At 43.0% G+C, this 14,148-nt stretch carries 14 protein-coding genes; 10 read left to right on the plus strand and 4 right to left on the minus strand.

What is annotated here, in order from left to right:
• The first annotated feature begins 4 nt into the window (after window positions 1–4).
• Window positions 5–601 carry a cytidylate kinase-like family protein gene (locus AC6H04_RS06010; RefSeq protein WP_497570830.1) on the plus strand — a complete coding sequence of 199 codons (597 nt, stop codon included), beginning with the start codon at window positions 5–7 and terminating at the stop codon, window positions 599–601.
• Between the two features lie 267 nt (window positions 602–868).
• Here the strand turns inward: AC6H04_RS06010 and AC6H04_RS06015 are convergent, their stop codons facing one another.
• Complete coding sequence (locus AC6H04_RS06015) at window positions 869–3,004, minus strand: LTA synthase family protein (protein WP_497570845.1); 2,136 nt, start codon at window positions 3,002–3,004, stop codon at window positions 869–871.
• A 208-nt stretch (window positions 3,005–3,212) separates the two neighbouring features.
• Here AC6H04_RS06015 and AC6H04_RS06020 point away from each other — a divergent pair, with 208 nt between their 5' ends.
• On the plus strand, window positions 3,213–3,869 hold the full coding sequence (locus AC6H04_RS06020) for a histidine phosphatase family protein (RefSeq protein ID WP_497570831.1): 657 nt from the start codon (window positions 3,213–3,215) through the stop codon (window positions 3,867–3,869).
• 534 nt (window positions 3,870–4,403) lie between these two features.
• Here AC6H04_RS06020 and AC6H04_RS06025 read toward each other — a convergent pair.
• Window positions 4,404–5,336 carry a VOC family protein gene (locus tag AC6H04_RS06025; protein WP_497570832.1) on the minus strand — a complete coding sequence of 311 codons (933 nt, stop codon included), beginning with the start codon at window positions 5,334–5,336 and terminating at the stop codon, window positions 4,404–4,406.
• A gap of 116 nt (window positions 5,337–5,452) precedes the next feature.
• Between AC6H04_RS06025 and AC6H04_RS06030 the strand changes: the two genes are divergently transcribed.
• Complete coding sequence (locus AC6H04_RS06030) at window positions 5,453–5,875, plus strand: GNAT family N-acetyltransferase (RefSeq protein WP_497570833.1); 423 nt, start codon at window positions 5,453–5,455, stop codon at window positions 5,873–5,875.
• Window positions 5,876–5,964: 89 nt separating this feature from the next.
• On the opposite strand, the gene AC6H04_RS06035 is transcribed toward AC6H04_RS06030, so the two are convergent.
• The gene (locus tag AC6H04_RS06035; protein ID WP_497570834.1) at window positions 5,965–6,453 is read right to left on the minus strand and encodes a C40 family peptidase; all 489 of its coding nucleotides are present in this window, start codon (window positions 6,451–6,453) and stop codon (window positions 5,965–5,967) included.
• Window positions 6,454–6,699: 246 nt separating this feature from the next.
• Between AC6H04_RS06035 and AC6H04_RS06040 the strand changes: the two genes are divergently transcribed.
• On the plus strand, window positions 6,700–7,137 hold the full coding sequence (locus AC6H04_RS06040; RefSeq protein ID WP_497570835.1) for a MerR family transcriptional regulator: 438 nt from the start codon (window positions 6,700–6,702) through the stop codon (window positions 7,135–7,137).
• Between the two features lie 59 nt (window positions 7,138–7,196).
• On the opposite strand, the gene AC6H04_RS06045 is transcribed toward AC6H04_RS06040, so the two are convergent.
• Window positions 7,197–9,911, minus strand: coding sequence for an MMPL family transporter (locus tag AC6H04_RS06045; protein ID WP_497570836.1), 2,715 nt, complete (start codon window positions 9,909–9,911; stop codon window positions 7,197–7,199).
• A 245-nt stretch (window positions 9,912–10,156) separates the two neighbouring features.
• Between AC6H04_RS06045 and AC6H04_RS06050 the strand changes: the two genes are divergently transcribed.
• The 6 genes from AC6H04_RS06050 to AC6H04_RS06075 all read left to right on the plus strand — a co-directional run bounded on the left by AC6H04_RS06050 (window position 10,157) and on the right by AC6H04_RS06075 (window position 14,127).
• Window positions 10,157–10,405, plus strand: coding sequence for a hypothetical protein (locus tag AC6H04_RS06050; protein ID WP_497570837.1), 249 nt, complete (start codon window positions 10,157–10,159; stop codon window positions 10,403–10,405).
• Window positions 10,406–10,412: 7 nt separating this feature from the next.
• Window positions 10,413–11,390, plus strand: a complete 978-nt coding sequence (locus AC6H04_RS06055) for a linear amide C-N hydrolase (protein WP_497570838.1) — start codon at window positions 10,413–10,415, stop codon at window positions 11,388–11,390.
• 85 nt (window positions 11,391–11,475) lie between these two features.
• On the plus strand, window positions 11,476–12,102 hold the full coding sequence (locus AC6H04_RS06060) for a glycoside hydrolase family 73 protein (protein ID WP_497570839.1): 627 nt from the start codon (window positions 11,476–11,478) through the stop codon (window positions 12,100–12,102).
• Window positions 12,103–12,185: 83 nt separating this feature from the next.
• Window positions 12,186–12,947, plus strand: coding sequence for a TerC family protein (locus AC6H04_RS06065; protein WP_497570840.1), 762 nt, complete (start codon window positions 12,186–12,188; stop codon window positions 12,945–12,947).
• Window positions 12,928–13,248 (plus strand): thioredoxin, encoded by a 321-nt coding sequence (gene trxA, locus AC6H04_RS06070; protein WP_497570841.1) that lies wholly within the window; start codon window positions 12,928–12,930, stop codon window positions 13,246–13,248. Before AC6H04_RS06065 ends, trxA begins: the two co-directional genes overlap by 20 nt.
• 12 nt (window positions 13,249–13,260) lie before the next feature.
• On the plus strand, window positions 13,261–14,127 hold the full coding sequence (locus tag AC6H04_RS06075; protein WP_497570842.1) for an NAD(P)-dependent oxidoreductase: 867 nt from the start codon (window positions 13,261–13,263) through the stop codon (window positions 14,125–14,127).
• Window positions 14,128–14,148: the final 21 nt, after the last annotated feature.

Genomic DNA, 14,148 nt, shown 5'->3' on the forward strand with positions numbered 1-14,148 from the left:
AAAAATGACTTATGCCATTACCATTACGAGACAGTTTGGGAGTTTAGGTCGGCCTATTGCAAAAAGAATGGCAGAAATTCTTGGCATTAAGTATTATGATCGAGACATTGTCGACCAAACGGCTCAAAAAATGAAGTTATCCGTAAAAGAAGTCAGTAACGCGGAAGAGACCGCCAGTTCAGGCTTTTTTCGGATGAAGTTTCCACTGGGAAATACGCGATCCGAAATTCAAGATAATGTTTTCCGTACTCAAAGTCAGATTATTCGTGATTTAGCTGATAAACAAAATGCGATTTTTGTTGGTCGCTGTTCAGATTATGTATTAAGAAAACATGCAGACTGTTTAAATATTTTTATCTACTCTTCATACGAAAATCGCTATCAAAACTGTGTGGATACGCTTTTAATGTCACCAAATACTGCCCGAAAAATGATTCGAGATGTTGATGGTGCTCGCGAACGATATCACTTGAACTATACGGGACGTCGACCTGAAGATCCGTTGAACAAGGACATTCTGATTAATAGTAATACACTGGGTGTGCAAGGTACGGCAGAGTTCCTATGTAGCTTAGCTCGGCGACGGTTTGATTTAGAATAAGTTTAAACATAATGTCGTTCAAATATAGAGAGTGTGACACAACTCGGTAGATTCCAGAATTTAACGCAAAAAAGCGTATTCCGGCGAACTTTGTCGGAATACGTTTTTTTGCGTTAAATGGCCGGAATCTGAGTTGTGGCGCAGGTTTAGACTAGATTAAAGTATTGAACAAAAACCAACTTTAAATTGTCTTGAAGTCAAGAAACCAAGTGGAATTTTTATCAATATAGCCTTATGGAACAGCTTTTTTAAACTAGTATGATCGATTTACTTATCACCACTGTTAGCGTCCGGATTCGTAATCTTGATTCGGTTAGTATCCGTTGACTTATGATTTAACTCTGGCGCATTTGTCTTGTAATCTGATTGGGTTGATTGATTACCATTCTCACTGAAGAGGCTGGTAGACTTACCCTTTAAGCGACGTTCAATATTGATTTCCTTGCTTAAACCATTGGCATAGTTGTACTTTGCTGGGTTAACGGCTTTGAGTCCCTTAGGATGATAGAACCGTAACAAGTTCTTCTGATTAAGGGAATCTGATAGGCTGAGTTCGTGCTTGACCTTTGCTTGCACCTTGTTAATTTGGGCCTGCAGTTTCTTATTCGGGTGCAGCTCTTGACCAGTCTTATTGTCATAAACGGCGCCCGATAAGCAAGTGTAACGGTCACTGACCCAATCTTCATTTCTGAAGGCAACCACGGTATCATGTTCCTTTGAGAATAAATCAGTCCCAAACTGAATGTACTGTTTCGTGCTGATACCTAGTAAGTGTAACAGCGTTGGTAAGACATCAATTTCGCCACCGTACGTATGGTTAATGTAGCCGCCCTTGGTACCAGGCATGTTGAACATTAATGGCACACGCTGAAGCTGGGCGTTGTCAAAGTCGGTCCAGTCACTAGGATTCTTACCCAAGGCCTTGGCCAAACTGGTGTTTTCAGAATTAGAAATACCGTAGTGGTCACCGTATAAGACAACCATACTCTTTTTATCTAGTCCCGTTTTGTGCAGGTAGCTGTAAAATTCTTTGATAGACTCGTCTAGGTAGTGAGCGGTCTTGAAGTAGTTGTCAACGGTCTTATCACCAGTATCAGGGCCTTTAAAACCATCATCCTGATCTTCTTTATCTAGGGAGAATGGAAAATGGTTTGTGACAGTCAGGTACTTCACGTAAAATGGCTGTTGCAAGCGTTGCAGATACTTCACGGAGTCGTTGAACAGCAACTTGTCTTTCAAACCAAAACCAAGTGACTTATCGCCAGAAGTATCGTAGTAACTGGCATCAAAGAAATATTGGTAACCTAAATTTTTATAGGTGTTATTTCGATTCCAGAAACTGGCGACGTTACCATGGAATACGGCAGTGGAGTAACCGGCTTTTTGTTTGAGGATCGATGGCGCACCTTGGAACGTATTATCGCTACCAAGTTGTGCAAACAATGACCCTTGAGGTAAACCGTAAGTGCTGGTTTCCAACATGTTCTCTGCATCACTGGTTTTACCTTGACCAACTTGATGGAAGAAGTTGTCAAAGGCATAGGTTGATTGACTATGGTAAAGCTTGTTTAAAAACGGTGTCACTTCTTTACCATCAACCTTTTTATCGATCATGAACTGCTGGAAACTTTCCAAATGAATCACGATGACGTTTTTACCCTTGGCTTTACCATAGTAATTCTGGTTAGGCTTAGCATAATGTTTGTGGACAAACTTCAAAATGTCCGTTAACTCCGATTTTTTGGCCGTAGCACGGACATCGCTATTATGCTGAGTCTTCATCCCATCATAGAGGGTAAAGGTGTCTAAACCGAGATATTTGACCACGTAAGAGCGGTCAAAGGTCTTGGTGATCAACTGTGGCCGGTTCATTTCACTGACTGCCATAGTTAACCCAAAGGCTAGAAAGCCTAGCGACGTGACGGCGAATCCTGCACGCCAGTTTAGTTTTTGATCATCAGTTTTAATCCGTTTGGTGAACAGTAAAATAACGATGACAACCAAATCTAGCCAGAAGAAAATGTCATGAAAGTTGGTGAGTGCAATGGAACTGCCGCTGAGTCCCTGATTGACTTTGTTATAGCCTAACATGGTGGAAACGGTCATAAAGTCAGTAAACTCACGGTAGTAAATCACGTTTAGGTAGAGTAACACAGTATTCAAGATATCCAATACAATGATTGACGTATAAAACAGCCGGGTACGCTTAATGTAAAGCGCCAGGCTGTAGAAAATAATTGCAGTTGGAATCGGGTTTAAGATGTATAAAATTACCTGCAGCGGATCGTTGAGAGTGACGTGAAAGTCAACGAAGTAGGCGAGCAGTGTTTTCAGCCAAAAACAGACCAGCAACAAGGTGGCAAAACCAAGTCGCGTGTCCGTTTTTCGCCATAAGCGCTTGATAAACTGCAAAATAGTGACCCCTTTTTACAACAGATTAATTCTTAATGTTCATTAGTTTAGCAGACTTTTGGGGGTTGTGCCGTATTCGTCGTAAAATTTAGCAAAATATAAGAAGTCAATTGTTTTAGTTAGCGCTTTCATTTTCATCCTTTTGTTCCTTACGGATGGTGATATACTTGAAGTAACTTAAGAAATGAGGTGTCTTTTAATGACTAAACTCAATTTATACGTTGTCCGTCACGGGCAAACTTATTTTAATATTTATAATAAATTACAGGGCTGGAGTAATTCACCACTCACTCAAAAGGGGATTGATGGTGCGGTTGCTACCGGTAAACGGCTAGCTGACATTCACTTTGAGGCGGCCTATTGCAGTGATACAACTCGGGCCATGGATACGGCAAAGTTGATTTTAAAAGAAAATAATGCCTCGGCAGTTACAGAAGCGCAAACAACAATGTTTTTCCGTGAGGAGTTTTATGGTTATTACGAAGGTAATGACATGGCACAAGCTTGGTATTTGGCGGGTGCGCCTCATGGGTTACCAACCTTTAAGGATATTGTGACGAAGTATTCTATCGGCAAAGCTAAGGATTACTTGAAGGAAGCTGATCCGTTCCACCAAGCTGAAAATAACGAAGAATATTGGCAGCGGGTGGATCAAGGTTTTGATTTGATTCGAAGTAATCCAGACTTAAAGGATGGGGACAATGTACTGTTAATTAGTCACGGTAACACTTTATTAAGTCTGATGGAACGGTATGGCGGTGGCAAGTATGATTTGACGGTGCGTCCAGCAAATGGCAGCCTGACGAACTTGACGCTGACCGATGATGATGTGATTGTGGAAAGTTATAATAAATAAACAAGGTGCGGACCCAAGCGGGTAGAGTGCGGAGTGTAACCGCGGGACAACGAAAATCCCGGGTTTGGATTTTGGTTGTGCTGTGGTTACATGCAGCACTTTGCTTGGGGTAGCCTGATTAAGATAAGGTGCGGATCCAAGCGTTTAGAGAGTGAAGCAGAAGGGCGTCCAACGGAATTCCGTGAACTTGGGAATTCTGTTGGACGCCCTTCTGTGCAACTCTCTGCTTGGAGAAGCCTGATTAAGACAAGGTGCGGACCCAAGCGGGTAGAGTGTGAAACATAAGGGCGTCTTCGATGAAATTCCGTGAACTTTGGAATTTTGTCGGAGACGCCCTTATGTGCAGCACTCTGCTTGGAGAAGCCCGATTAAGCAAGGTGCGGACCCAAGCGATTAGAGTGCGGAGTGTAATCGCGTGATAATGAAAATCCCGGGTTTGGATTTTGGTTATTACGTGGTTACATGCAGCACTCTGCTTGGAGAAGCCTGATTAGGCTACATAACAGTCGCAAATGCAGTTATTCAATTACCAACTTATTCATCCGCATCCCAGCTCAAATCACCATCGTCGCTGAAATCAACATTCTGCTTAGCATAGTAGTCCATAATGGTCGGTCGCAGTGATTCAAATTTTGGTGGTAACCCCAAACTGTTACCAAGTGTCAGGATGGGTTCGTCAAGGCTAAAACCGGGAGTAGGGGTGGCTAGTTCGATCCGGTTATCACCAGGTTCACGAATATAGAGGCTCTTAAACCAGCCACGATCCCGGTACATTTCAATGTTCCAGCCCTGTTCTTCTGCTAGATGGTAATAATGTAGTAACTCTGCTTCGTCTGCAACTCGTAAAGCCACGTGGTCGATAGAGCCACGACCAAAGCGTGTTATTTGGCTAAAATCAGTGGTTTGAACCAGTTTGATTTGTTCGGCGCCATCCAATTCAACAACGTTATTGGTTACCGTTAAGTGTAATAGTTTTTCAAAGAAGGCCTGCGAAGCACTGACATCAGGCACGTGTAGTTCAGTACCCATGAAGCGACAGATTTGGTACTTGGGGTCGATGCCGTTATTGGGTACAATCTGCCACTCAGTGAGCTGATGATCAGTTTCCACCATAGTTACGGGGATTTGGTCAGGATCATCGAACGTCAGATTACCGTCAGCTTCGGTCACGGTAACACCTGCGTTAGAAAGTCGATCTTGCCAGAAAGTTTTACTACCAGTTGGAATGGCTAAACGAATGCCGTTGATAAAATGATTACCATCTGTTCGATGGCCGAGTAACGGTAATACGAAAAAGGTAATCACTGAGCCAGGTGTGCCCAAATAATCGCCATAGAATAGGTGTCGAATGTGAATGTTTTCCTGGTTAACGGAATTTTTAACTAGTCGTAAACCTAGAACATGTGTGTAAAACTGAATGTTCTGCTTAGCGTTTTTTGTCAAAAGTGAAATGTGATGAGTTTGCACAACGCCCGCCTGCTTTCGTAATTTTCTTGCCACCAGTATAGCATATCAATACTCAAACCCCGCGGATTTCGCTCTTTAAAAGTGCGGTATAATATAACGAATAAGGAGTGTGAGCGATGAAAATTGAGTCAGCCGAAAACACAAATAATCAGGTATACACGGATGCGGCCAGTATTCGGCAAGCTGTTTTTGTGAAGGAACAGGGCATTTCAGCCCAGTTAGAGTTTGATGGTCTAGATACTCAGACGACCCACTATGTTGGCTACGTTGACGGGCAGCCAGTGGTGACTGCTAGAATCCGTTATGAGGATCAGGTCGTCCATATTCAACGGGTAGCAACGTTGAAGTCGTTTCGTCACCGCGGGTGTGCCATGGCATTGCTACAGCAGGTGATTGCAGAAATGACACCTGGAACTCAAGTAGAACTCAATGCGCAAGCAACGGCTATCGGCTTGTATGATCGATTGGGCTTTAAGCAAACCGGTGAACCGTTTGAAGAAGTCGGTATTAAACACGTGAAGATGGTTAAACAACTGTAGTAACAGGTAAGGTGTTTTTAAAACATGAGATTAAAAAAGCTTGATCGTCGGTTTAAAACCAACAATCAAGCTTTTGTTATATGTGTGAATTAATTTTGAGATGCATCCGTACTAAAATCAGTGACGTGTGCGTAACCAACAACGTGCCACCATGGTGCGTGAACCTTTTCTTTCACCACACCGCGGTTTTGAGCATCGATCATCTTGCCGTTACCAACGTACAAGCCAACGTGGCTAATACTACGGGTACTGTAACCAAAGAAGACTAGGTCACCCTTTTTAACGTTAGAACCGCTAACATGCTTGTAAGCATTGTATTGTGCTTGGGCAGTTCGAGGAATTGTAATCTTAGCAGCTTTCTTGTAAACATAGCTAGTGAACCCAGAACAGTCAAATGAGTAAGGACCAGTTGCGCCCCAAACATATGGGTGACCCAGCTTACTCTTAGCTGTCGTATAAACGGTACTGTAAGTTGCGTCCGTGCTTGCAGCATGCGCTGTTGTCGCCTGTGCACCAGCAACTGCGAAACTAAAGAATGCCGCAATGGCAATAATACTCTTCGTGATTAAATTCTTCATTGAACAAAAACCCCTAACTTATCCGTCTTTTATGTACAACAATAAGTGTACGTGTTAATTATTTCAGTTATGTAACAAAGTAGTGTCAATGACGTTAAACAATCTATATCAATCTGTAATTTACGTAATAATTTCACAATACTATCCAAACTTTTCTGGTAATTCGAGGTCTTGAGACAAGTAACTTTGCTCATTAAGTCAGAATGTGGAATAATAAGGATGCAAATCCTGAGAGGCGGTTATGAGATGAAGTATCAAATTCCCAACATAGTTAATTTTGATAAATTTGTATTTCGAATTGGTGAACTGAGTCGAATGACTGGTGTATCATCCCGTCAGCTCCGTTACTGGGAGCAGCGTGAGTATATATCAGCCATTACCAGAGATGATCAAAATAAGGCGCGTGTCTATGACTTTCATACTTTTCTTCAAGTAAGTATCATTAAAAAGTTACTGGATGAAGGGTACCGGCTTCCAGCAGCCGTGGAAAAGATGAGTAGCATTGAAAAAGAGCTTTCATTGTCTAGGAAATTCTTTCAAGCTGCGTTTAATGGTGTAGAGGTAGTGGATGATAAGGTATTTTTAAATCTGGGCTACTTTGATAAAGCTAGGACCCAGATCTTATATGGTTTGTATGAGAACGGTCAGGCCAGTTACGAAGTACGACCAGTTAATGGCAACTAATAGAAGATAAAAAACACTATCCCGAAATTATCGAGATAGTGTTTTTTATTAATGACTCGTTATCTTGCATGTCGTTTCAAGTGGGGCCGTTTCGAAGGCAACGTGATGGTTAGCTTACCAACTGATGTCACGATAATTGGTAGGATAATGTCAAAGATGGCCGTTGCAAACAAAATGATTAAGCCTGCTTGTGTCAGTGGTGCAAAGTTAACACTGAACATGACCAGGCAGATCACCAATACCGTAAAGACTTGGTAACGAATGATTTGACCCAGTGAGCTGACACCTGGTAACAGCCAGTCTAGCATCGTAGCTTCTTTAAACCGATAGCTGATTGCGAGCTGAATCAGTAAACTGACACTGATGATGAGTAACGGAACAGCGGCAATTAGTGGTACTTGCCAGTTGAAGTTCGGATCACCGGACATGAAGTGGCTAGTAAGCTGTGCGAGCTGAACGCCGCCCATAACAGCCAATGCCAAAGTAAACAGCCAGTAGATTGGCTGTAAGACTGAGCCGCTTAGAAGGGCCACAATCAAGAAGGTAATGACGCCAATGGTCAAGATTAGCCAACCGGCATTAGCTCTGACAGACTGTTCAATCGTGTGTTGAACAACTGGCTGACCGGTGTAAGCAATCTTAGCCTTGCCTAAGGTAGTTCCTTGCAATTGCGTGTTTACTTCAGACTGTAACTGCTTAATCGTAGTCGAATTATTATCACTAGCAGCAGAATTCTTCAGATAAACCTGCAGCTGAGTGGTTTTATAATCTTGGCTGGTGTTGCTTAGCAATGACTGCTGGAACTGCATGCCCGTCAATTGTTCAGGGGTAATGTAGTAAACCTTAGCAGCATCCGAAGCTTGTAACGCTGATAAATAACTGTAGATATTGTTATAAGACTTGATTAGACCGTTCAAACTGGAAGTAGTTTTCTTTAAGCTGTCTTGAACGGATGAAACTTGAGAAGCGTAATCTGAAACGTTCGATTGAACTGCTTGACCGTCATTACCTGCTGAGGTCGCTTCGTCGTTTAAGACCCGCATGTTGCTTGCAACGGTCTGAAGCTGACTAGTAACCAAACTAAGCAGGCGTTGATAGTTTCTTACGCGACTGGAGGCCGATGAGCTTTGTGAAACACTAGCTCGTCCAGCAACTTCAGAGACTTGTGAACGGACGGTACTGGTATCATCTGCCAGCTGGTTAGTTTTCGAAACCAGACTATCAAGCTTGTCAGCCGATTCACTCAGCTTGACTTGACTCAGGTCAGAACGGTTACCTTTAAGGTCTGATTGAAGTTGTGAAAGCTGATCAGTCGCACCCTTTAGCGTCATATTCATTTGGTTCAACTGTGTGTTCACGTAGTATTCGTTCATTGGCTGGCCGTTTGGCTGAGTCAGTGAAGTGACACCGGAAACACCGGGCATCGACTGCAGTTTAGAAGTTAAATTATCGATTTGGAGAAGGGCCTTTTCGTTATCGACCCGGTTGTTGCTGCGAATGTAAACGGTGATTGGTGTTGCCTTACCTTCACCAAAGTGGGCGTTGAGCACACGCATACCAGCAATTGCTTCATTAGTAGGAGCGACCGTTTTAGCTGCCGAGAAATTCAAGTTATCTCGGTATAAAATGGCAAATGGCCCGACAACGTACAACACCGCAATGATTGCAACGAAAGGTTGCCAGAGGCCGAAACGAGCCATCCAATTCCAGAAACGGTGTGGCCGTGAAGGCAGGTCAACAGCTGGCCAGAAGAAGCGTTCGCCTAAGAGCTGCATAAAAATTGGGGCAATGGTGTAAAGACCAATCATGGTAATGATCGTAACGATGGCTAAGCCAGACATGGCCCGAATCGTTGAGAAGCTGAAGGCGTAGAAGCTGGCAAAAATAATCGTCAGTGTGCCCCCGAGAATCAACAAGAAGTTACGAACAGAATGAACACTGTGCGTCGTTGCTTCGATGCCATCTTGGCCAGCTGCGACGTTCTGTTTGAATGCGTTGAAGAGGTAGTAATGGCCTAAAGTACCCAGTATTAATGTCAGTAATAGGGTTAATAATGGCAGGTATTCAGAATATGGAAAACTGGTACGACTGGCCAAATTATTGACGACACCTAAGGAAACAGCGTACATCATCAGCATCGATAATGTTGAAATCAAAGGTGCAATCAAGGATTTAAAGATGACACCAATGATCAGTAAGCTTAGTATGAAACCAAGGATAGCTGCAAGGGTCGTAACGCGGCTAATGTTTTCATTTGCGGCATCATTAACCAGTTCTGGACTAGTCAGATAAGTTGACAGCCCAGCCGTTCGAATCTGTGTGCGTAGCTGTTTAGCAAGCACGCGGGAATCACCCTGGTTTTGAGCAATCGCTAACTGAACGGTTTCGGTGGAACCATCTTTAGAGTAGAACTGACTTTTGGCCGTAGGATTCGTGGTCATGGTTTGAATCGACTGAATGCCATAGGTTTTTTCTTTTTCAGTCAGGCGTTGAATAGTCTCATCGATTTTAGACTGTTGTGTGGCAGTCAGCTTACCGTTGGGATTATTGAAGACCACGGTGACGTGTGAAGCACCAGATTGGTTTCTTCCCCAGGTGTTCTGCATACTTCGGGCCACCATAGGCTGACTGTTATTAGCCAACTGCGGCTGACCTTTAGATTGAATCAGATCAGAGGTGTTAGGCATCATCACAATTGCAACAAAGATTGCAATGAGCCATAGCAGCAATGAAAAGATTCGTTGATTGTGTAACTGACGTATCCGCTCTTTCATTGAATAATATCTCCCTTAAAATGTCGCCACTGATGGCGCATATATATAACTACTATATTAACATAGCCGATAGGGGTTTGTGTTTCAATTCTTAAAATTGAAATAATTAACATTTCAGCCGGCAGACACTCTGTAGCGGGACTATTTAGCTAGATTATCTATTGTGAAAATGAATTCAATTCAAAATACTATTAATTAGGTCAACTTTTGCTTATAATTGGTTTTCTTGAAATGAAGGGTGTGAAATGACCATGTCAAACCAATATCAAAGTCGTTATGCCGGATTAAATACAAATCAGCGTTTTTCAATTGCGAAACAATTAGCTGCCGATTATCATTTAGACGTCAGCCAAGTTTTGTTTACCTATTTAAAGGTTGCAGAACCGATTCTCAAAAAAGCGCAGCCTAATCAACGGATTTCTGAAAGGGCACAAAAACAAATTGATGAACAATTCGAAAAGATCTTAAGGCAACTCAGTCAACCAAAGGGGTAGTGACAATATGTGTACGAGTATCTATCAAATCGCGCTGGATGGGACACATGTATTGGGAAGAACGATGGATTGGCATTCAACAGGTGCCGGTCCGGTATTTGTTCCTCGTCAATATCACTGGCGTTCAGTATATGATAACCAAGCTTATCAAAACCGTTACGCCATTATTGGCAGTGGTGGTGCTCATGATGAAGAAATTGATATTTCTGATGGCATCAACGAATTTGGTCTAAGCGTCCAAAAACTGACCTTCGCTAATGGTGCACTGTTTGATCACCAGCCAGATTTAAATAAGCATTCCATTGCGCCCTTTGAATTACCGCTGTACCTGCTTGGCCATTTTAAATCAATCGCAGAAATCGAAGCACACATGAATGAAATCCAGTTAATGAGTGGTGAACGGGCCTTTAAACCCTATGGTTACCCCGAACTACATTTCGTTGCGTCAGATGCTACGGGACGAATCGTTGCCATTGAAACTTCGGAAAAACCGCTTAAGATATACGAGAATCCCTTGGGTATCTTGACCAACGCCTATGATTTTGAACGGCAACTTAGCCAGCTTAAGGACTATATGACTTTTACGCCGGAATTTGAGGCTGGTACGGTGCCGTTGAATACACCACGGGTAACTACAGGCAGTTTTTCGGGCAAGAAGGTTCCAGCTGGATCATACACACCGGGTTCTCGATTTATTCGGGCAGCATACTACAAAGAAAGAACAAATCAGCCTGCAGATGAAGACGCGGGTATCATCAGTATGTGGCATTTGTTGAATGGGGTATGTGTTCCTAAGAGTACGGCCTATCAGCAGAACTATTCGATTTATCGGGCGGCAACGGTCACGGAGTCATTGTCTTATTACTATGAGTCCTATAACCGATTAGGAATCGTTAAACTGCAATTGACACCAGAGATGCTGGAACGAACAGCACCGGTGATTTACCACATTCCGGATCAGTTACAGACATTCAGTTTAAATTAATGAATTATTAATTCTTAGTCAACGAGAGGACATGTTAAACTAAGCTTAGGATTAACAATAATTTTGATGAATGGAGACACAGTTTTTGGCCAAGAAAAAACGCCGTAGTAAAAAGAATAATTCACAGGGGGTTGCGACCTTAATCTTTTTGTTAGCTTTATTTGTCATTGGCGGCGGCTTGGGTGTCCGCTACGTCATGGATCATTACCTAGCTAACCAGCAGACGCAAACCAGTAAGCCAGCTAACACGGAGACACCGGAACAGCGACAGCAACGTCAGTTTATTGATTCGGTGGCTAAACCCGCAATCAACGTTTATAAGGATAACCATCAGGTGTTACCAAGTATCGTGGTTGCTCAAGCGATCATTGAATCCAATTGGGGCCATTCTCAGTTGTACCAAGACGCAAAGAATCCGTTTGGCATCAAGGGCAGCTATAATGGGCACACAAAGTCATTTCCGACTACTGAATATGTTAACGGTAAAGAGGAACGCATCAACGCCAACTTCCGTGTTTACCCCAACTTGCAGTCAGCAATTTTAGACCATGACGCGGTAGTTGCGCAGCAGTTTTTACCAGCCAATGTCACTAATTACCGCACTGCGGCGAAACTGCTTCAGCAGAACGGTTATGCAACGGATCCTTCTTACGCCAAGAAGTTGGTCAATGTCATTAACACTTATAGTTTGAATCGGTTTGATGGTTACTAAAATATCCAACTCCCTACTTGATACCCTTGGGTGATTTCTGTATGATACAAATATTAAGACCACGATAGGAGAGATGTGTTAGATTGTTTGATCTAATCGGAAAGCTTTACGGACCATTTTTTGATTTGCATAATTGGGAAACCGTCATCAGTTCAGGTAGTGATTGGCTGGTGATTTTTTCCTTGGTACTGATTGAATGTTTACTTTCAGTGGATAATGCGGTGGTATTAGCCGCACAGACCCAAGCGCTGCCTACTAAGGAACTGCGTGAAAAATCGCTTTTTTACGGTATCTGGGGTGCCTATATTTTCCGCTTCCTGATTATTGGGATGGGCGTTTACCTGATTAATTTCTGGGAAATTAAGGTTTTGGGAGCGGGATATCTGCTCTTCTTAACGATTCAATATTTCTCTAAGTCGCGGGTCAAGCATACACGTAAACTGGTCTCCGGTAAAAAAAGGCGTATCCCGCTGTTTTGGTCGGTGGTTATACAAATTGAATTAATGGATATTGTCTTTTCAATCGATTCGGTACTTGCTTCGCTAGCGATTTCATCCAATCCAGTCATTGTTTTAGTTGGTGGTTTGATTGGAATTTTGGCAATGCGTGGTGTGGCTGAACTGATTATCAGATTAATGCGGTTCATTCCGGAACTCGAACCAATGGCATATGCATTGATTGCTCTGATTGCCATTAAGTTATTTGTAAGTATTCCGATGATTGATATTGAAATTTCGGCGACGGCCTTTGGACTCGTGGTCCTAGGTGCAGTCGTGCTCACATTGATTATTCACTTTATTCGAAGAAAGGGGAAACGGACAGCAGATGGCAGTCACGATAACTAAGGATAATTTAGCAGCAGAAACCGCTACTGGGATGGTCCTCGTTGATTTTTGGGCCGACTGGTGTGCACCATGTAAAATGATGGACCCAGTTCTTGAACAGTTAGAATCGACGTATGGGGATCGCATCAAATTTGGCAAATTGAATGTGGAACATAATCAAGATTTAGCCATGAATTACAAAGTGATGAGTATTCCAAGCCTAGTCCTTTTCCGCGATGGTAAAGCTGTCGAAAAAGTGACGGGCGTGTATCCTAAAGAAAAGTTAGCCAAGTATTTAGATAAAAAATTAGCAACCAATTAGGGGGCTTTATTTATGAAATTAGGATTTATCGGTACGGGTGTCATGGGTGGTGCCATTGCGGGTCATCTGTTAGATGCCGGTCATGAGCTAGTGGTTTACAACCGGACCAAATCGAAGACGGATGCGTTAGTCGCAAAGGGCGCAACTTGGGCAGATACACCTGCTAAAGTCGCACAGCAGGCGGATGTCATTTTTTCGATGGTAGGTTATCCAACTGATGTTGAGTCGATTTATTTTGGTGATCAAGGTATCTTTAGTACGCTAACAGCAGGTAAGACAGTGGTTGATATGACCACTAGTACCCCGACATTGGCGGAAAAGATTGCTGCCAAGGCTGAAGAACTTAATGCCCACGCACTAGATGCACCGGTTTCGGGTGGTGACGTTGGGGCTAAAAACGCTACCTTGACGGTGATGGTCGGTGGTGATCAGGCAACTTATGACGCAGCGAAGCCGTTACTTGAGTTGGTTGGGCAAAAGGTTCATTTGTTCGGGCCAGCGGGAAAGGGTCAGCATACCAAGATGGCTAATCAAATCATGATTGCTGGTACCATGACTGGCACCGTTGAAATGATGGTGTACGCCCAGCATGCCGGCTTGAATATGACGGATGTCTTAGATACATTAAGTAGCGGTGGCGCCGATAACTGGAGCATGGATAACTATGCGCCTCGAATCCTTAAGGGTGATTACACGCCTGGCTTTTTCGCTAAGCATTTCCTAAAAGATTTGCGAATCGCGTTAGATGAAGCGGATAAAATGAAGCTGGATTTACCAGCCACTAAGTTAGCCAAAGAGCTCTACGAAACAATGGTTGACGAAAAAGGGCTCGGTGATGATGGCACACAGGGACTCATTAAACTGTATGAAAATCTTTAAATAGCCAACAAAAAAGCTAAT

This window comes from Secundilactobacillus sp. MJ173 (assembly GCF_059704265.1).